The organism is Catalinimonas alkaloidigena, assembly GCF_900100765.1.
GTDB lineage: Bacteria > Bacteroidota > Bacteroidia > Cytophagales > Flexibacteraceae > Mooreia > Mooreia alkaloidigena.
The window spans coordinates 175,997-194,712 of the sequence record NZ_FNFO01000007.1; the positions used below are offsets into that span (position 1 = coordinate 175,997).

An 18,716-nucleotide genomic window follows, 5' to 3' on the forward strand; every position below is an offset into this window, starting at 1 on the left:
GGTGGTGTATTGAAGTGGCGAAGTTGAGGTGTAGCAACTGCAACATCTCGGCGCCACACCGCTCCATCACAACATCACCACCTGCTTTCACCCCTGTTCCCAGGTGCCTTCCTCGATGATTTCCAGTACGTGCCCCTCAGGATCGTGAAAGTAGAAGGAGCGTTTGCCGTTTTTCCAGACGCTGTCTTCCACAATCGGGATGCCGAGCGACTGCACGTGGCGGCGGGTGTCGTCGTAGACTTCCGGTACCACTTCGAACGCCAGGTGAAGCGCGCCTTCTCCCCCATGCGGCGGGGGCGATTGCTGCTGGCGCGATTTTTCGGCCACGAAGCACAACAGGACCGAGGCCCCAACGCGGAAAAAGATGTGACTGTCGTCCGTGCGGTTGATGACCGGAAAGCCCAGCTTGCCGTGGTAGAACGCCTCTGTGGCGTCCAGGTTTTTCACGTACAAGCACGTCTCCTTGATTTTGAGGATCTGCATGCGTGGGTGAGGAAGCGCGGTAAAAGAAAAATGTCATCCCGAAGGATCTTTTGCCCGGGGTAACGCGTGTAGTACGCAGGGCTAAAAAAGCCTTCGGAATGACAGGCGTAAAGCTTGCGTCAGATCATGGGAAAATGCCCATGTTTTCGTAGCTGAGTCCGATTTTTTCGATGGCGTTGACAAACGCTGCCGTCCGTAGGTCCGTGACCTTTTTGTTCTGTTGCATCACGCCCAAAATCTCGTGAAAAGCCTCGATCATGGTGTCTTCCAGCCCGGAGCGTACCAACGCCAACTCGTCCGAGCCTTGCGTCAGAAACTTCTTCTCCTGAGCCGATAGGCTATGTTTGGTGCTGCGCTCCACAAAGTCGACCAGCCCCCGGAAGTGTGCCTCTTCGGCGCGGCGTTGCAGGCGACCGAACCGTACGTTCGAAATGTTTTTCAGCCATTCGAAATACGAGACCGTCACCCCGCCGGCGTTGAGATAGAGGTCGGGCAGAATCAGCTTGCCTTTCTCCAGTAGAATCTTCTCTGCCTCCTGAGTGACCGGGCCATTTGCCCCCTCGGCGATGATCTTGGCCTGAATCCGATCGGCATTCTCCGCGTGAATCTGGTTTTCGAGCGCTGCCGGAATCAGGATGTCGCACGGTTTCTCCAGCACCGAGCCCGAGTCTTTGATAGTCTGCGCACCTTCGAAATTCGTGATCGACCACTTGTTCTGCTTGCGATGCGCCAGCACCGCCTCCACGTCGATGCCGTCCGGGTTGTACAGCGCGCCGTCCTGTTCGGCAATGCCAACGACGATGGCCCCCGACTCCTGCAGGAATTTGACGGCGTGGTAGCCTACGTTCCCGAAGCCCTGAACGATGATGCGTTTTCCGGCCAGGCCGGGCGAAAGCCCCAGGTTTTTGGTGAGTTCGGTTTGTTCGAGCGCTTCACGAATGCCGAAAAAAACGCCTAGGCCCGTGGCTTCGGTCCGTCCGCGAATGCCACCCAGCCCGACGGGTTTTCCCGTTACGCAGCCCTGGGCGTTGGTGTCGCCGTATTTGAACGTCATGTACGTATCGGCAATCCAGGCCATTTCGCGCTGTCCGGTACCGTAGTCGGGGGCAGGCACGTCACTGGCCGGGCCAATCAGGTTTTTCTTGATCAGCTCGCTGGCGTACCGCCGCGTGATCTTTTCGAGCGTCCGTTCCGAGTACTTGCTGGGGCTGATCTTGACACCGCCCTTCGCGCCTCCGAACGGTACGTTGACCACCGCGCATTTGAACGTCATGAGCGTAGCGAGTGCTTTTACCTCGTCTTCCGACACAAAGCGGCTGTAGCGGATGCCGCCCTTCGTTGGCATTTTGTGGTTGCTGTGCTGCACCCGGATGCCCTCGATGGTCTGGACCTTGCCGTCGATCTCGACGGGAAATTTTACTTTGAAAACACTGTTGCAGAAGCGGATTTGCTGCAGCATGCCGGAGGGCAGGTCGGTACAGGCCGCGGCTTTATCGTAATAGTGGTGAACATCAGCGAGGAATTTGGTTCCCTCGGCGTCTGGATTTCGTTGCATAAGCGTTGCGATTGTTTGTAATTGGTTACGTGAATGGCCCGGGCAAGTTAGCGAGTGGGGAGGGCATACCAAAAAGCGGTAAAGAAAAGGAATCTTTACCGCTTCGTGAAGATAAAAAGGGGAGTGTGCTAGTCGGCCAACCGTAACTCGATGCTGCCGAGCCCACCGCTGATGTCGATGCGCAGGTTGTGCTTCGCGTGTCCGTACAGGTCGTTGACGTAGTTGCCGCCGTCTTTCTCGAAGCCGTCGGCGTCGATGCTGCCCAAGCCGCTGGCGTGGACCCGCACTCCCACGTTACGGGGCAAAATAAGGGTAACCTGCCCGATACCGCCGTTAATGTCGGCGTTGAAATCGTGGTCCCAGTCGCCCGAGAGGTCGATGGTTACTTCGCCCACACCCGCGTTGATTTCCAGTTCCCGCGCCGAGGAGCCGCGTAGGTCGATCTCGAAATCGCCGGCTCCGGCGTCCATTTCAATTTCGTTCAGGTTGAGCGAGCCGAGTTCCAGATCGGCCGTGCCCGCCGGTAGCTCAATGTCGAGGTTCATCGGCGTGCGGTCGTTCAATTGCAGGTTCCAGACGTTCTTTTCGCCTTTGCCCAGCTTGATGTTGTTGTCGCTGCCCGGTTGAGTGATGTCGAGGTAGCCAATGCCGCCCTCTTCGCGGTAGTTCACTTCCGGCTCCCACTCTTTCCGACGCACGACAAACTCGCCGTTCACCAGGTCTTTCGCACCGCCCGACAGGTTCAGCACGCCCGCCCGGAGCTTTAATCGCGTTCGCACCATATCGGCCTTGGGCCGCGCAACATGCGCATTGGAGGTGAGCAGTGCTACGGACGTGTCGCCACCGCCCGTCTCCTCCGAATCGTCGTTCCAGTCAGAACGGGAGTCGGAACTGCACCCTTGTGCCGTGAATGCCAGTAGAAAGAAAAGGGGATAGAGAAGCGTTTTCATGTCGTTTCGGAAGTTGATTCGGGTAAAGTAGCCGATTCAGGACAGAGCATCAAGCCCACTTCCACAAACGGTCGAACGCCAACATTTTCGGTTAGCTTTGTACGTGATTTGAGGAAAAAGGTAAGTTTTTCTGCGCAGACGGAGGTTAGTTGATTCCATCTCATGGAGAAGATCAAAGATGTCTTATCACTGGTGCTGGTGGTTTCGTTAATGCTCGCTTGTGAGAAGCCAAGAGAATACGCCATTGATGCGGCTGACACGGAAACGTACATCAAAGCTGACTTGGACGAATTGCTGGATAGGCGTAATGAATGGCACGGTCAGCAGGTAGAAGTCACGGGGGTACTCGTCACAGGATTCGAAGAGTGTGCCCTTTACAGGTCAAGGTGGGCTGTATGGACAAGGGATCACAAAGAAGCCTTTTGGCTGGATTTCAGAAAAAACTTTATACCTGTGATGACTGAGGATGAATTTGAAAAACTGACGAACAAAACCATTACGGTCAGAGGAGTTCTGGACAGTAAGCACCATGGACACATAATGCAATATGCCGGAACCATCTCAGACATCGTTTACATACATGAATGATAGCCTAGGCTTGATACACAGCCGGATCAAGCCTGCCATGTAGTTGAGCTAAGCAAAGAAGTAAACAATCACAAAGTGGACGAACGCCACCCTGTTTAGTCAGCTTTGTGTCAGAACAGGACGATTCGCTATGGCGACTTTCCAGGAGAAATACATCAATCCGTTTACCGATTTTGGGTTTAAGAAGCTCTTTGGCTCTGAGTTCAACAAAGATCTGTTGATCGATTTTCTGAACCAGACACTGGGCGGCCGCGAGCACATCCAGGACCTGACCTATCTCAATTCTGAAAGCCAGGGAAAATCGGAATCGGACCGGAAAGCGGTGTTCGATCTGTATTGTGAAAACGAGCGGGGTGAGAAATTCATCATCGAAGTGCAGAATGTCCTGCAGTTCTACTTCAAAGACCGGAGCCTCTTCTACGCGACCTTCCCGATTCAGGAACAGGCCATCCGTGGGCGCGACTGGAATTATGCACTGAAAGCGATCTACACCATCGGCATCCTGAATTTCAGCTTTCCCGATTCGCGGGGCGACCAGCGCTACCGACGCGAGGTGCGATTGATGGACGTCGAAACGCACGAAGTCTTTTACGACAAGCTGACGTTCATCTACCTGGAGATGCCCAATTTTCAGAAGAAAGAGGAAGAACTGGAAACACAGTTTGACAAATGGCTGTTTCTACTGAAGAATCTGCCTAAATTCCAGGAACGGCCGGTCAAGTTGCAGGAACGCATTTTTGAGCGGGTGTTTCAGGAAGCCGAAATTGCCAAGTTAAATTCCGAAGACATGAGAGCTTACGATGAAAGTTTGAAAATCTACCGTGATAACTACAGCATCATGGAAACCCGAAAGCTGGAAATGGAGCAAGCCCGCCAAGAGGGTCTCGAAAAGGGACTACAGGAGGGTAGACAAGAGGGTAGACAAGAGGGTAGACAAGAAGGTCTTGAGGAAGGAAAACAAAAGGGGCGGATCGAGATTGCCCGTACCATGAAACAGGCTGGTCTGCCCCTGGAGCAGATCGCTTCTCTGACCGGTTTATCCCAGGACCAAATTCATCAGCTCTAACGCATTCCGTTCCTTCGTGAACCCAAAAACCAGTTTATGAATCTTTCCACGCCCACGCTCTCTCCCCTGTATTGTCCCAGCCTGACGCGCTACGAACGCCGCCGCGCCCGTGAAGTCTTCATCGGCGATGTCCCGCTGGGGGGCGATCATCCCATTCGGGTGCAGTCGATGACGACCGTCGATACGATGGATACGATCGGCTCGGTAGAACAAAGCATCCGGATGATCGAGGCGGGGTGCGAGTACGTGCGCATCACGGCGCCCAGCCTGAAAGAGGCGCAGAACCTGGAAGCGATCCGCAAGGAACTGCACCACAGGGGCTACCGGACGCCGCTTGTGGCCGACATTCACTTTACGCCCAATGCCGCCGAACTGGCCGCCCGGATCGTGGAGAAAGTGCGCGTCAATCCCGGCAATTATGCCGACAAAAAACGCTTCCAGACCATCGATTACACCGACGCGACTTACGAAGCCGAACTGGACCGCATCCGCGAGCGCTTCACGCCGCTGGTCAAGATCTGCAAGGAATACGGCACGGCCATGCGCATCGGCACGAACCACGGTTCGCTGTCGGACCGCATCCTGAGTCGCTACGGCGATACGCCCCTCGGCATGGTGGAATCGGCACTGGAGTTTCTGCGCATCTGCGAAGACCTGGGCTACTACGAAATTGTGCTGTCGATGAAGGCCAGCAACACGCAGGTGATGGTAGAAGCCTACCGCCTGCTGGTCCAGAAACTGGACGAAGAAGGCCTGCAACCGTATCCGCTGCACCTCGGTGTGACGGAAGCAGGCGAAGGCGAAGACGGGCGGATCAAGTCGGCGGTGGGGATCGGCACGTTGCTGGAAGATGGTCTCGGGGATACGGTGCGCGTGTCCCTGACGGAAGAACCCGAATTCGAAGCACCAGTCGCGCAGGCTCTGATCGACCGTTACACAAATCGGGCGGGCCATGCGCCCATTGCGCCCATCGAGGCGTATCCCATCGATCCGTACCAGTACCACCGGCGGCAGACCCGCGAGGTAGTCAACTTCGGCGGAGCGGCCGGGACGATGAACGTACCGCGCGTCATTGCCGACATCAGCCGGGTGGACGATCTCCAGATGGAAGACCTGAAAGCCATCGGCCACTTTTACCTGCCGGTGCTCGACAAGTGGAAAATGAACGACCAGGGGGCGGATTACCTCTATTCCGGCGACCGGCCCGCGCCCTTCATGCTCGCCAACGGCACCCGCGAAATTCTCAACCACGCGGCCTGGCTACAGGTCGACGACCAGCAAAACAAATACCCACTGTTCGAAGGTGAAGCATTTCTCCAGCCGAACACGAAGCGCCATCCGCACCTGAACTTCGTTCGTTTGCGCGACGACGCCTGGACACCGCAATGGGCCGAGGCGCTGCGCCACGATACGACGGTGGTGCTGATGGCATACACGGAAAACGCCCACGCCATGCCCGCCCTGCGTCGCCTGTTCGTGACGCTGTTGAATGAGAAAGTCACGGTGCCGGTCGTCCTTCAAAGGCAGTACACCGACCGCGACGAAGCGCACCTGCAACTCGATGCCGCTACTGACTTCGGTGGACTTTTAATCGACGGGATGGGCGACGGCGTCATGCTCAGTACGGACTTGCTGCCCACGCTGGCCAAGCCTGAGCTGCTGGAGCGGATCAAATTGTACAATGCCACGAGTTTCGGCGTTTTGCAGGCAGCCCGCACCCGCATGTCGAAAACGGAATACATCTCGTGTCCGTCGTGTGGGCGCACGCTGTTCGACCTCCAGGAAACCACGGCGATGATCCGCAAGCGCACCGACCACCTGAAGGGCGTCAAGATCGGCATCATGGGTTGCATCGTGAACGGTCCCGGCGAAATGGCCGACGCCGATTACGGCTACGTCGGAGTCGGAAAGGGAAAGATTGCGCTCTACCGCGGACAGAACGTCATCAAGAAAGCCGTTCCTGCTGAACAGGCTGTCGACGAACTGATCGGCTTGATCCGCGAAGACGGCCACTGGCGCGAACCCGACGCGGTGGAGTAACAGAGAATGCGTTCGTCTTTTCTCAACTAAACCCTGCTTCTTTTTTTGAAAAATCGAGAACTATCCTCGCCTGAGGATGTTATGATGACACTATGGAAAACGAGAAAGTGCAGGCTCCTGAAAGACAGCGTTCGCGCGAACGCAACACCATAAAAGATTACTTCGCGCTGGGCGATTTGTTCGGCTATTTTTTCCGGGTGTTCCGTAAGCCCGATCCGAACCATAAGCCCAATTTCAACCTGCGTATGATGCACGGCATCAACAAGATCTCGATCATCATGTTCCTGTTTGCCCTGATCGTGATGATCGTGCGTTTTATTTCGCGCATGTAAAAAGTTGATCCTGAGTAAACATTATTGATAATCAGGGTGTTATAACGATATAAAAGCAAGAGTACCCATCGTTTTTAGTTTTTGGTTTAAGTGGTTAAAGGCCCCGGAAGTACCCCCAGTGGACTATCCGGGGTTTTTTGTAGGGCTGCGAACCTCTCAGGGTGCTTTAAGGTTAATCGAAGATTAACGTAACTTGCGTGATGATGCCCCCCGTACCTTCTGCCCTCATTACCCCCTTACGCCTGGCGGACCTGACTGCCCAGTTGGAGGACGTCATCAGCGAAGCCTTTGCCGAGCGGTACTGGGTCACGGCCGAAATCGCTTCCCTGAAAGTCAACGCGCACAGCGGCCACTGTTACCTCGACCTCGCCGACGAAGGGGCGCAACTGCGGGCCTGCCTCTGGCGGAACCAGTATGGCGCAGTGGCGTCGCGTTTTGCGCAGGCAACGGGCAGTGCTTTGCAGGCGGGGCAGCAGGTGCTGATGCAGGTGAGCGTCCGCTACCACGCCCAATACGGTCTTTCGCTAACAGTACACGATGTTGATCCGGCCTACACCCTGGGCGAGGCGATGCAGCGGCGTCAAGAGACCTTTGCGCGACTGGAGCGGGAAGGGTGGACGCAGCTCAACAAAGCGCGTACGCTGTGCACGGTACCCCAGCGCATCGCCGTGATCTCGTCGGCGACCGCCGAGGGCTTCCGCGACTTCCGGACCTTGTTGCAACGCAACGCGGCGGGCTATGCCTTTCGGATCGAACTGTTTCCCGCGCTGATGCAGGGGCAGGGCGCACCGGCCAGCATCGCCGAGGCCATCACCACCGTTTCCGCTCAGGCCGACCGGTTCGATGCGTTGGTGATCATCCGGGGCGGAGGCGCGCAACTCGACTTGGCCTGTTTCGATGAGTTTTCGCTGGCGACGCAGGTGGCGGGCTGTCCGTTGCCCGTTCTGACGGGGATCGGCCATGAAGTCGATATCTCGGCGCTGGATCTGGTCGCGCATACGCGGTGCGCCGTACCGCGCGAAGTGGCTTACTTCCTACTAATGCGGGCGGCGGCGTTCGAAGAAGAAATCACGACCCTGCAACAGGAGCTACAGCATGTGGTGGCGCGTCGGCTGGAGCACGCGCAACATACGCTACACCAACAGACCGAAACCTTGCGTTACGCGGTGCGGCAACGACTGCGCGAAGCCGATCACCAGCTAGAGCGGGCGCACTTGCGTGTCGCGGCGGCCGATCCCGAGCAGTTGCTGCGTCGCGGCTATTCCCTGACGACCGCCAACGGCACCATCGTGCGGGAGGCGGCGGACGTGCCTCCCGGACAACTCCTGAAAACCTGGCTGGCGAACGGCACGCTCACCAGCATCACGGTAGACGAAACCACAGAAAACGAATGGAAGAACCTTTGACATTTGAAGCAGCCCAGCAGGAGCTGGAAACCCTTTTGGAAGACCTGGAAGGCGACGTGACCCGCATCGACGACCTGCTGGAAAAGGTAAAACGCGCCCGTACCCTGATCGACTTTTGCCGCATCCGCCTCCGCCAGGTCGAAGCCGCCACCGATGAGCTTTTAGACGAAGAAGGGGAGGCGTGAAGTCAGATGGCAAATTGCACATGACAGATTTCAGATTGCGTGAAGCACATTCTGCCTGTCATCGCGACCAGTTCAGACTTTCGGAGAAGACTACCGAACCATTTCCTCGATAAAGCGCCAGGAGGAGTAGTCTACACCAATTTTGCATAGGGCTATTTTGGCCGATTGGCAGGCTTCTTCGTCGAAAGGAAACGAAATCTCGTAAAGGTTCACGAGCAGATTCTCGAGGGCGACTCCCCACTCATTATACTCTACTAACTCCTCTGCATCTGCAATCCATTCCGCCACTTCTTCGCTTTTTTGAGTTTTGTTCAGGCGCATTATATGGGCGATAAACGCCTTGACGCTTTCTTTGCGGTGGTTCCTAAACATGCTTTTAAAATGCCTAATGAATGCATAAGCCAGTAGAGCCATTTGCTGCTTCATCACAAATTCCTGCCAGTTCGCTTTGATATAGACCTGTTAAATTCAAGAAGTTATTATCGCTCCTCTTTTATCTTCTTTGCCTTGCAGGCTTTTATTCTGCTCATGCTCATTACTTCTTCACTAGATTGATGTTCATCGCGAAGTTGCAGTTCTCACAGTCGCGGAGCTGAGAGGTGGCAATGCCGACGACCTCTCCCTGCAGGTTCATAACCGGACTGCCGCTACTCCCCGGCGAAATGGCCGCGTCGATCTGCAACATGGCGTCCGAGTAGGTTTTCTTTCGAATGGCCGACACCACGCCCCGCGTCACCGTGCTTTCCAGACCACGCGGGTTACCCAGTACAAAAATGTCGGTGCCCTTGCGAGGCGTTGCCTTGGCCAGGTCCAGGAACGGATAGGTCTTCGTGGCGACGCGGAACACCACGAAATCGAACTCCCTACTTTGCTTTAGAATCTCGGTGACCGGATAGCGCCGTCCGTCGTGTGCGCGGATGTACCAGTCGTTGCTGCCCTCGAACACGTGGTAGTTGCTCACCGCCAGCCCTTCCCCGATGAAAAACCCGGTACCCTGCCCGTCGACGCGTCCCTGCGCATTGCGTCGCAGCACCACAAAGACGCACTGTTCGGCGTACTCAACCAGATCGGCAAACGAATTGAGGCGGGGCTTCACTTCTTCGTCGGGGAGCGCCTCCGCAACCGACTCATCGGAGCGGCGCACGGGCGGGCGGGCTTCCAACGGGGCTTCGGGATCAGCCGCCTCCGACTCTTCCGGCAGGGCGTATTCCGGGACCAGCCCACCCGACTGGGCGTAGCGCCGGAAGGCATTCAGGCTGTCGGTCAGGTACAGTTCGTCGAGCGGCGTCAGGCCCCGGCGCAACAGTTCCCCGTTCAGCGCTTCGCCCCGCAGCGTCGTCGCGTAGCCCCACACCAACTCCGTTCCCTCATCGACTTCCGGATAGTTGCTCCGGTCGAACCGGACCTGCACCTTCTGGTTCAGGACGTGTTCTTCCAGAAACGACTGACTCTCCGCGTTGCCTTCCACGCCGATTAAGCTCACCGCTACACCGTTTTTCAACACCAGCGTATCGCCGCCCCGCACCGCCGTCACCGTATGCGGAATGTCGGTGAAATCGGTGTGACAGGCCGCCAGCAGAACGGCCATTACGCTCAGAAATGCCTTAGTTTTCAAGCTCCCCAATTTTCGGAATAATCTGAATCAAGAACCGTTTGTTTTGCCCCTCCTGCGCGCCCGTGTACCGCCCCGTCCCGAACACGCCACTCCCGGCAATGATCACCTCCAGGTTGCCCTCTTCGAACGTGATGCCCTGTTGCCGCCAGAGGTTGCGCAGCGCCAGCGCCCGTTGGTAGCTGAGGTCGTAGGTTCGTTGGATGAAGTCAGGATCGCGGTTCAGGGCGGCATCGTCGCGGTCGCGGGCGGCCATCCCTTCGATGATGATCAAATAATTAACGTTCTCGTCGTTCCGAATATTTTTGATGAGGTTCTTCAGCCGCAGTCCTGCCTGCCGTAGCGGCTCGTGGTAGCGCGCATCGATGGTCGACTCCCACGAGGCAAACTGCACCGGTACTTTCAGTTCATGGCGCTTATTGTCTTCGTCGTACACGAAATATTCTCCTTCCAGTCCCTGCAACGACCGCTCGATTTCCTGCAACTTCTGGTACTGCTGTGCCATCACTAACAGCTCGCCTTCCCGGTCCTTAAACAGCTTGAAGCTGAGCACAAACAGCGAGAGCATCACCACAAACAGCGCCGTCATCAGATCGACATAGCTGGGCCAGAAAAAGTCTTTACTCGGTTGCATCAGAGGTGAAATTACTGCTTTGCTTTTTCAAAAGCGTAAAAATGGGATGAAAGGGGGAGGGAAGTAAGGAAGGTAGCGGTCGGATCGCTTGAAAGAGGGGTGTTAAGGTGATCCGCCCGCTGGCGTAGGCAGCGTATCGGCCCTAACTCCCACCCCAGCCGTCCCACGGCGCGCAACCATCCGAATTCAGCCGTGGGAGGTCATTTCACATTTTCTCGTTTCTAAAAGAGTTTATCAGTGATCTCCGGGTCGAGTTGCGTTCGCGCTTCCTGAGCGAGTTGGTGTGGGTCGGAGGGCAAATCGAGAAGTTGCCGGGCGAGGGTTTGATTGCAGAAGGTGCCTCGGCGGATGCCAAGGTAATCCGGTAAGGACGAGTAAGGCCCATCTTCGGGTTGTGACACGAGTTTGGCGCGGAGGGGGTTGTGGTGGATGTAATAGAAGCAGAGTTGCGGGTAGTGCTGATCCGATTGTTCCAGTGGTTTGGAATGGGTGTTTTGTGTGAAAAGAGAGCCTGTGCGGCCGTAACACCGATTGATCGCTGTCACGTACGAACCTAAGATGATGCGCATACCCTGACTAAATTGCTCCGTGTCAGACTCCTGTGGAAAAAAGACCAAAAAATGAAAGTGATTCGGCATCAGGCAATACGCCAGAAATTCCGCATGAGGGCGTAGGTGCTTCCGCATTTTGCTCAGGAAGTAGCGATAAATTTTCTCCCTCAAAGAAAATCGGCTGGCGGTTGTTTCCCCGATTATAGAGGTGAAACAGCTGTTCCGGAAAAAGCTTCATGGCAGTTGAGAAATGGATGCGTTCTATCTTGAGAAAATCATGGTAGGCGTCCCCCGGCTAATGTGGGTTCGTGTGCGGGAGACGTGGGACGACTGAGATAGTAGAATTAGTCATAAGATCGTGTCATGCTTGAAGAAAAATATATCATCAACGGATTGAAACTCCCTGAAAAACTTGTGGTCATGCTTCGAAATGGCCATTGGAGGGCTCCTGATGATAAAACTGGCATCCAACAGGTACTTGACTTGCCGGAGCATCTAAAGGGGAGATTTGATGAATATGAGTCGTATGCTGCCGATTTTGAAGTATATGATTTTGAGTTGATGGAGCGCGAAGTAAATGGCATGAAAAAATGGCCGAAAGCGGAATGGTTTGATGAATCAGGATGCATGTTTCTTGGGAAAGCTGATTCGACTGTTAAACCCGGTGATATTGACGTAGAGAAATCAATACCTATTGCGGACCTTGGGAGGGGTTCAGATTCTCCTTTTGTACTCGATTATCGTGGAAGTGCTGAAAGTCCTACTGTTATGATACTGCGATGGGGTGGAGACGCTGAACAAGACAACAGGTGGATGAAGATAGCGGAGTCCTTTGACGAGTTTGTCGAAGCAATAGGAATAATTACTTCAGAGGGAAATACCTGGAATTGTTATGATTCTTAAACCCATAACCTGTCTCATTTTGTCTCTTCCATATAAGCACACATCAGCCTGAGGTAACAGGTAAAAGGCATTGACGCTACATCCGTTCGCGCATGCGTTGCCACCAGCTCTTGTTGAAGTTCACGTTGAACTGTTCGAGTTGTTCCAGGATGTGCTTTTGCGTGGTGCTGTCTTCCAGCATCCGGTTCAAGAGGAGGCGATGCGTCTTTTCCCAGTCGCTGCGGAGGGCCGTGATTTCCTCCTTCATGCCCTGAAACGGCTGGAGATAGGCGATCATTTTTTCGTAGACGTTTTCCTGGTTGAGGCGGGAGAAGTGCTGGCGCAACATCTCGCCGGCGTCCTGTTCTTCCTTCTTCATCAGGCCGATACGCCGTTCCACCACCTTCGCGATGTCGTGGCTGGCCTCGTCGAAGTGCTGTTGGATGGCGTCGGTGATGCTCTGCATCTTGTCCTGGTGGGCGCTGAGGTAGCCGAGTTGCTTGCGGAGGAGTTCGTCGTTGCGCTGGAGGTACTCGCCGAGGTGATCAAGTTGCGTGAGGCGCCCCATGATCTGCGTCATCTGGTCGGCGACGACCTTGCCGCGCTCCAGGGAGTCGTTCATCGACCGTTGGTAATCGTGGAAGCGCTGGAAGAGCGATTCGGTCTCCTGTAGTTTGTCGAAGACCTTCAGGTTGGCCTCGGCCATCTCGTGGTACCCGACCTGTTCCAACGTCTGCATAAAGCGCTGTTGCAGGTTGACGTAGTCGGCCAGGTCGTGAAAGAGGTTCCGGAAGTCGCTGACCCGACCCAGGAAGTCGCGGTTGAAGGCGTCCAGGATCTGCCGGATGCCCATCAGCCCGGTCGTCATGTCGGATTGCAAACGGGGCAATAGCCGCGATTGCAGGAAGGTATAGTAATCGTTCTGCGCCCGGTCGCGGGTCAGGCGGGCCGTTTTGAGGCGCTGGTTCCCGAACATCGTGAACAGCAAGCCGAAAAAGCTGCCGACCATCGCGATGACCACCCCGACCAGGAACCGCTGAATTGAGGCTTCTTCCACCCCCGTAAACAGAATGCTGGTCAGCCCGATGATCACCCCCAGAAACGTACCGAGCAACCCCACGTATAGCGGAGTCGCGATGTTGGCCTGCACCGCATTTTCCTCCGCCTCCGACTTTCGTTCTGAAATGTCTTTCAGAATGTTGAAATCGGCAGCGGTGCCTTTGTTGTATTCGAGGTAGGTGTTGGTGTCCTCCGCAATCTCCGCAAACGTATCGGAGACGTCCTGTGCGGCAATCAGGTCCACTTCGAACGCTTCTGCCGTTAGGGGAGATGGCGTCTCGGCGTCCTGTTCATTCGCTGGATGAATCAGCACCCGCTGGATGCGGAGAGCGTCCCGCTCCGGATACAAGGTGGCCAGCTTGCGGATTTGCCCCAGGTTCCGCACAAAGATGACGCTTTGCAGCACCACGATCAGGCCAATAACACCAAGTTCTAATAGGAATAGCAAGGGCGGAAGGGGTTAGGAGGATTGAAAATTACAGATTGCAAATGACAAATTGGGCGGAGGGCATAGGTCAAACGTTGCAGGTCGAAAGTCCCAGGTCCCTTGCTTTTCACCCTACATCCTCTTGTCATTTCGAACGCTAGTGAGAAATCTTCTATCATTTGTAACGAGATCTCTCACCGCTGCGGCACGGTCCGCCGTTGCGGGGCCGCTAGCGTTCGAGATGACATAATTGTTAGTAGCCCAGCTACTCAAACGCGATTTTGGCTTTCTTTTCAATTTTCCAGACGCTGCCGTCGCGTTGCAGTGTGCCGCGCTCCAGGTTGACGATCCGCGTGGGATTGGGCGTTTGCTGCGTGTAGTCGCACGCCTCCTCAAAAAAGCTGTAGCCGTACTCCATCGCGTAGCGCTGCACCTCCGGATCTTCCGTTACGCAAAACGTGGTGCGGTCGGGGCGCTGGTGAATCGTGAAGATGCTGTCGCGCTGGCGGTTCGTGGTGAATTTGCTTTCGTGGAACGCCCCGTTGTTCGGGTTCTTCACGTAGCGGATTTGATCGGTGGGGACCGGAGCCATTTCGCGCTGCGGGGGCGGGGACGCTTGAGCCGGGGGCGCCGCAGGCATGGGTTGCGGAGCCGGGGCGGACTTGCCACCCCGCAGGCGCTTGTCCAACAGCCGTTCTACTTCCGGCCGCACGGTTTCCCAGGGGGAAGGCGGCGTCGGCGGTTTGGCCGATTCCAGCTTTTTGAGACGTTCCTCCAGGTAAGAGAGACGTTGCTGCATTTCGTCCCGACTTGCCCTTCGGTCGATGCGTGCATTCAATTTTTGTAGCAATTGCCAGAGGGCCACGCCCAGCCCGACAACGCATACGCTCAGTGCGATCAACCACCAGAGATAGTCGGGCGCTTCTGTGGGAGTCGCCGCGGGCGTCTGGGTGGCCTGAACAGGCGTGTCCAATACGGGTTGAGGCTGTTGTACCACCTCGCCCAATTGCGGTTCACTTTGTGCCAGGGCCATGAGTTGCTGTTCCAGACTATCGACTTTCGCGGCGCGTGCGCCCGTGCGGCGGGCTTTTAATTTGCCCGTGATTTCCCGGATCAGCTTTTCTCTCTTTGCCATTTCGGTGCTGAGCCCTGCGTAGATCGCGGGTTTCTCGATGCTCTGGTAAAACGAAAAGGCGCTTAAGCTGTCGCCCTGGATGCTGCGCACGAACGAAACAGAATCGTCACAGAAAACGGTCGGCACCAAGTCCGCCCGCTGGTTGTCGGTATAGATAAACCGAATCGTTTCACACCAGATCTGCCGCCGCCCGTCCGAATCCTGTGCCTGTGCTCGTTGTACTGAAATCACACTAGCCGTGAGCATCATGACGCAAAAGCTCGTCCGTAATGACGGAATGAATCGCGGGGACGGCCTCTCTGTCGCTACGAGTTTACTGCGCATGGTACTGGGCGAACACCTCTTTGGAAAGTTCATACAGCGTGTGTTTGATCGGGAAGAAGAACAGGGTCTCGTTGAGTAAGTCTTCGCGGACGTCGCGCCGTTCCATCGCCCGGTTCAGGCCATTGTTCAGGCTGTCGCGCAGCTTGCTCTGGATGCTCTGGCGAAGGGCGGGTAAATCGGCTTCGATGGCAAATTCGTCCTTGAACATGCGGGTAATTTCGGGCGTGTCGAGCATCAGCGCGAAGAAGCGCTCGGCGTTCTGGATCACCTGATCGCGTAGGGCCACGTCCACATCCTTGTAGTGCACTCCGGCGGCCTGCACTTCCTGGCCTTCGCCGGTGCCGACCAGCCGTACGTTTTGCGTCTCCGTAGAGCCGTGGACGTTGGGCGTGTAGTACACCCCGCCGTTGGCCGTCGCTTCTTTGGGATTCGGGGTCTGCACCAGCCGGAAATTGGCGGGTGGTTCTTCGCCGGTTACCGCTTTCAGCATCAGGCGCGTCAACCGTTCCAGACTGCCCAGGTTGCTGCCTCCGGCCAGACGGTTCAGGTACAGACTGCCCTTGCCGCTGAACGTGATGTAACGCGGCAATTTGATGCCCAGCGCCTGGATGATCTGCGCGCTGTGGTACATGATGGCCGCGAAATGCAGCAGCAGGATGAGGCGCAGGTGCTTGACGCGGTTCAGTTCGTCGGAGAACTGGTAGCCGTTCACCTGGTCGTACGTGAACAGGAGGTTGACCACGTCGGCCGAGTTGAAGTCCGGATTCTTCAGCGCCTCTTCGAAGTAGCTGATCACCTTGCTGGTCTGCTCCGAACGCGGAATCCGCGCGATTGACTGCCGGAAGGCCTGCAAAAAGCCATTGTCTTTCTGCGAGATGGTATTGAAGCCGTCGCCCCACAGCGCATCGCCCGCAAATCGAAACGACGAGCCGTACGTCGGTTGCTGTTCCACGAAGAAAAGCAGGTCGGTCGTGCCGCCACCGATGTCGATGTTCAGCAGGTTCTCGTCCCGGCCGGGCACCACCTGGCTCGTCGCGTTGAGGTAGTAGTACGGCGCGGCCGATTCCGTCAGGTAGATGGGCGTGCGGTCGGTCTTGAAGATGTTTTGGAAATGCGTCTTCCACTTGTCTTCAAACTGGTTGCGCGAGAAGTGGTCGAGGCTCAGTGGCGCGAACCAGACGATGCGCGTCTGCCCCACGATGCCGTCGTTCAGGGCCACCTTGTTGCGGATCAGTCGCAGCAGTTCCCGGAAAAAGACGTCGATGCGGTCGACGCCCTTCTGGCCCAGGTCGGTTTCCCATTTCAGGTTGGTGTGGTAGCGCGTGTGGGCCGGAATCTTGTTCTCAGCGTTGACCGAAAACCCGATGTTGATGTTGCCCAGCAAATCCGTCGGACGGTTGCTGAAGTCGCGGACTTCGCAGACGGCCGTGCGAATCGGGAACTGGAAGAAGGAACTGCCGTCGATGATCGACGGAATAAACTCGCGCGTCTGGATCGTATGCAGCTCGATCGCATCACCGAACGAGCCAGGGCCGTAGCGGTCGCCCGCGCGCTGGCTGGCGTCTTGCAGCGGTTGGTTCAAGAGAACGACCTGCAAGTCCTCTTCCGAAATGGTGAACGGCCGGGGCGGTTTGGTCGGGCTGTCGGTCCAGGCGAGGTGGGTGTTCGTCGTGCCGAAGTCGATGGCAAACGTGTATTCCTTCGTGCCGCGCGTCAGCCGCTCCCAGCGGGGAATGATCAAGCCTTTCACCGGATCACCGAACTTCCCTTCTTCGGGATGCACCAGTTCCGCAAAGTCGAAATGCGTGTTGAACACCTCGTAGTACGTCGAGCCGGGGTTGCCCTCGCCCTTCTCCACCCGTACGGTTTTCTTCAACCCCCAGGCACTGCCGCTCTCGGTGATCGGCTGGTTGTCGACGTAAAACTGGAGGTCGTACGGCCGGTAGGCGTAGTACCCGGAAATGTCGAGGTCGACCAGCATCACCTTGTAGAGGTCGTTGTACTGCCGCTGATCCTCGTACTTGTAGAACGGGAACACGCCCATGCCGATCTGCGCCGTGAGGATCTTGCCCTTCTCGGGAATTTCCCGCCCGGACGCGTCTTTCGGGTTCTGTGGATTGTCGTAATAGCGCCGTTCAAACACGATTTCGCCGCGCTTCACCGGGATGCGCAGTTGCACCCGCACGCCGCCGTATTCAATGAAAAACTTGAGCTGCCGCGTCAGGTCTTCCAGCTTGAAATACCGGAAATATTCTTTCTTGATGGGCAGCAGGTACGGAAACTTGAACAGCAACTGCCGCTCCGTGTCGGCTTCGTACTGCACCTCGCCGGTATTGAAACGGGCCGAGTTCAATTCGTACGGGAGTTTCAGCAGGTAATCTTCCAGGAAATCGCCGATCGCCAGGTACGGGTACGGCTCCGCCAGGCCGGGCAACACGCGATCCGATAAGGCCTTGCCTTCTTTGATCGGCACTTTTGTCTCCTGTTTCCATTCGCCCGCCACGTAGCGCCAGCCAGGGTAATGGCCCTCTTTCAGCACCAGCGGTGGCCGTTCGTCGGCCGGAACGGTCGCGGCAATCACAAAGTCGCTGACCTCTTCGGGTTTGGTCGTGCCGATCTTCTCGCCCGCCAGCGGCACCTGTTTCACCACCACGGGGCTGTTGCTTTTGTCCAGCAGCGGACCGTATTCTTTCTGAAACTGGTTCGCGTCGTAGCCACCTTCTAGCCGCATCCGATTTACCTCCTGTTCCAGGTCGGGGCGTTGCTTCAGCGAACGCTCCAGGTATTCGGCCATCTGCCGACAGAAGTTCTCCTCCCGCAGGGGCGGATAGGCGAGGAACAACTTGTGGAGGTACAATTGAAACGGCTCGGGCCGGTCGGGCAGTGCCACGGGCTTCTCAAAAAAGCGGTAGCCTTTCGCACTAGTCAGGTCGAGCGGTTCTACGTCGGGCGCGGCGAAAAACAGCGTAAACGGCGACGACCCACCAATCACCCGGTAGTTGTAGTACAGTAGGTACAAGTCACCGAAGCCATAGAAATGACTCCGCAGGTTGGGGTTGGTCAAACCCAGGTACAGGCCCAGGGTTTCGCCCAGCAGCCGGTGCTTCGGATGTGCCTTTAATTTCTGTACTTCGCCCGCCAGGTTCCAGCGATGGAACTGGAGGTTCTTGCCCGCCTGCCGGAACTTGGGCAGGTTGAAGACGATCTCGAGCAGATCGAGGCACTGCGACACGAGCGTATGGTAGATAGTGCGTTGCCGCAGATCGCCCGTCCGGTCCTGGGTAACAAACTCGAAGGCCGTCTCGAACAGGTGCATCCGCGCAAACGGACTGGGGATGGAGGTGATGACCTTGCGGGCCTTGCCGCCAGACGGGTCGTCAATGTCCTGGATGTGGGTAGCGTCGATCTGAACCGACTGTTTCCACCCTTCGATATCTTCAGAGCCTTTCGCGTGAGGCCGGAGTACTTTGGGCATAATGGATTTTAG

General features: G+C 56.3%; 18 protein-coding genes. 7 read left to right on the top strand and 11 right to left on the bottom strand.

Features of this window, described 5'->3' with window-relative positions:
• Nucleotides 1-87: 87 nt before the first annotated feature.
• From BLR44_RS17565 to BLR44_RS17575, 3 genes are all read right to left on the bottom strand, one after another.
• The gene (locus tag BLR44_RS17565) at nucleotides 88-483 is read right to left on the bottom strand and encodes a VOC family protein (RefSeq protein WP_089684408.1); all 396 of its coding nucleotides are present in this window, start codon (nucleotides 481-483) and stop codon (nucleotides 88-90) included.
• A gap of 124 nt (nucleotides 484-607) precedes the next feature.
• Complete coding sequence (locus BLR44_RS17570; RefSeq protein WP_089684410.1) at nucleotides 608-2,038, bottom strand: Glu/Leu/Phe/Val family dehydrogenase; 1,431 nt, start codon at nucleotides 2,036-2,038, stop codon at nucleotides 608-610.
• 128 nt (nucleotides 2,039-2,166) lie between these two features.
• Nucleotides 2,167-2,988, bottom strand: a complete 822-nt coding sequence (locus tag BLR44_RS17575) for a toast rack family protein (RefSeq protein ID WP_089684412.1) — start codon at nucleotides 2,986-2,988, stop codon at nucleotides 2,167-2,169.
• Nucleotides 2,989-3,150: 162 nt separating this feature from the next.
• Here BLR44_RS17575 and BLR44_RS17580 point away from each other — a divergent pair, with 162 nt between their 5' ends.
• The 6 genes from BLR44_RS17580 to xseB all read left to right on the top strand — a co-directional run bounded on the left by BLR44_RS17580 (nucleotide 3,151) and on the right by xseB (nucleotide 8,605).
• Nucleotides 3,151-3,576, top strand: coding sequence for a hypothetical protein (locus BLR44_RS17580; RefSeq protein ID WP_089684414.1), 426 nt, complete (start codon nucleotides 3,151-3,153; stop codon nucleotides 3,574-3,576).
• Between the two features lie 130 nt (nucleotides 3,577-3,706).
• A complete protein-coding gene (locus BLR44_RS17585) occupies nucleotides 3,707-4,642 on the top strand; it encodes an Rpn family recombination-promoting nuclease/putative transposase (protein WP_089684415.1) in 936 nt (311 codons plus the stop codon).
• 36 nt (nucleotides 4,643-4,678) lie between these two features.
• Entirely contained in the window at nucleotides 4,679-6,682 is a 2,004-nt protein-coding gene (gene ispG, locus BLR44_RS17590) for a (E)-4-hydroxy-3-methylbut-2-enyl-diphosphate synthase (RefSeq protein WP_089684417.1), read from the top strand.
• A 149-nt stretch (nucleotides 6,683-6,831) separates the two neighbouring features.
• Nucleotides 6,832-7,014 (top strand): DUF6728 family protein, encoded by a 183-nt coding sequence (locus tag BLR44_RS17595; RefSeq protein ID WP_245706106.1) that lies wholly within the window; start codon nucleotides 6,832-6,834, stop codon nucleotides 7,012-7,014.
• A gap of 200 nt (nucleotides 7,015-7,214) precedes the next feature.
• The gene (gene xseA / locus BLR44_RS17600; protein ID WP_089684421.1) at nucleotides 7,215-8,420 is read left to right on the top strand and encodes an exodeoxyribonuclease VII large subunit; all 1,206 of its coding nucleotides are present in this window, start codon (nucleotides 7,215-7,217) and stop codon (nucleotides 8,418-8,420) included.
• A complete protein-coding gene (gene xseB, locus BLR44_RS17605) occupies nucleotides 8,405-8,605 on the top strand; it encodes an exodeoxyribonuclease VII small subunit (RefSeq protein WP_089684423.1) in 201 nt (66 codons plus the stop codon). The genes xseA and xseB overlap by 16 nt, the downstream gene beginning before the upstream one ends.
• 90 nt (nucleotides 8,606-8,695) lie before the next feature.
• Here the strand turns inward: xseB and BLR44_RS17610 are convergent, their stop codons facing one another.
• From BLR44_RS17610 to BLR44_RS28655, 5 genes are all read right to left on the bottom strand, one after another.
• Nucleotides 8,696-9,031, bottom strand: a complete 336-nt coding sequence (locus BLR44_RS17610) for a hypothetical protein (RefSeq protein ID WP_089684426.1) — start codon at nucleotides 9,029-9,031, stop codon at nucleotides 8,696-8,698.
• Nucleotides 9,032-9,140: 109 nt separating this feature from the next.
• Nucleotides 9,141-10,220 (bottom strand): S1 family peptidase, encoded by a 1,080-nt coding sequence (locus BLR44_RS17615; RefSeq protein WP_245706101.1) that lies wholly within the window; start codon nucleotides 10,218-10,220, stop codon nucleotides 9,141-9,143.
• Nucleotides 10,210-10,851 carry an OmpA family protein gene (locus tag BLR44_RS17620; RefSeq protein ID WP_089684429.1) on the bottom strand — a complete coding sequence of 214 codons (642 nt, stop codon included), beginning with the start codon at nucleotides 10,849-10,851 and terminating at the stop codon, nucleotides 10,210-10,212. The genes BLR44_RS17615 and BLR44_RS17620 overlap by 11 nt, the downstream gene beginning before the upstream one ends.
• A 221-nt stretch (nucleotides 10,852-11,072) precedes the next feature.
• Complete coding sequence (locus BLR44_RS17625; protein WP_143017354.1) at nucleotides 11,073-11,420, bottom strand: hypothetical protein; 348 nt, start codon at nucleotides 11,418-11,420, stop codon at nucleotides 11,073-11,075.
• A 22-nt stretch (nucleotides 11,421-11,442) separates the two neighbouring features.
• Nucleotides 11,443-11,640: a hypothetical protein gene (locus tag BLR44_RS28655; protein ID WP_143017355.1), complete on the bottom strand. Its 198-nt coding sequence runs from the start codon at nucleotides 11,638-11,640 to the stop codon at nucleotides 11,443-11,445.
• A 125-nt stretch (nucleotides 11,641-11,765) separates the two neighbouring features.
• Here BLR44_RS28655 and BLR44_RS17630 point away from each other — a divergent pair, with 125 nt between their 5' ends.
• The gene (locus BLR44_RS17630; protein ID WP_089684433.1) at nucleotides 11,766-12,305 is read left to right on the top strand and encodes a hypothetical protein; all 540 of its coding nucleotides are present in this window, start codon (nucleotides 11,766-11,768) and stop codon (nucleotides 12,303-12,305) included.
• Nucleotides 12,306-12,381: 76 nt separating this feature from the next.
• Here the strand turns inward: BLR44_RS17630 and BLR44_RS17635 are convergent, their stop codons facing one another.
• The 3 genes from BLR44_RS17635 to BLR44_RS17645 form a co-directional block, all read right to left on the bottom strand.
• Nucleotides 12,382-13,791, bottom strand: a complete 1,410-nt coding sequence (locus BLR44_RS17635; protein WP_143017356.1) for a BAR domain-containing protein — start codon at nucleotides 13,789-13,791, stop codon at nucleotides 12,382-12,384.
• A gap of 244 nt (nucleotides 13,792-14,035) precedes the next feature.
• Nucleotides 14,036-15,154, bottom strand: a complete 1,119-nt coding sequence (locus tag BLR44_RS17640; RefSeq protein WP_089684438.1) for a hypothetical protein — start codon at nucleotides 15,152-15,154, stop codon at nucleotides 14,036-14,038.
• Between the two features lie 64 nt (nucleotides 15,155-15,218).
• Nucleotides 15,219-18,704 carry an acetate and sugar kinases/Hsc70/actin family protein gene (locus tag BLR44_RS17645; RefSeq protein WP_089684440.1) on the bottom strand — a complete coding sequence of 1,162 codons (3,486 nt, stop codon included), beginning with the start codon at nucleotides 18,702-18,704 and terminating at the stop codon, nucleotides 15,219-15,221.
• Nucleotides 18,705-18,716: the final 12 nt, after the last annotated feature.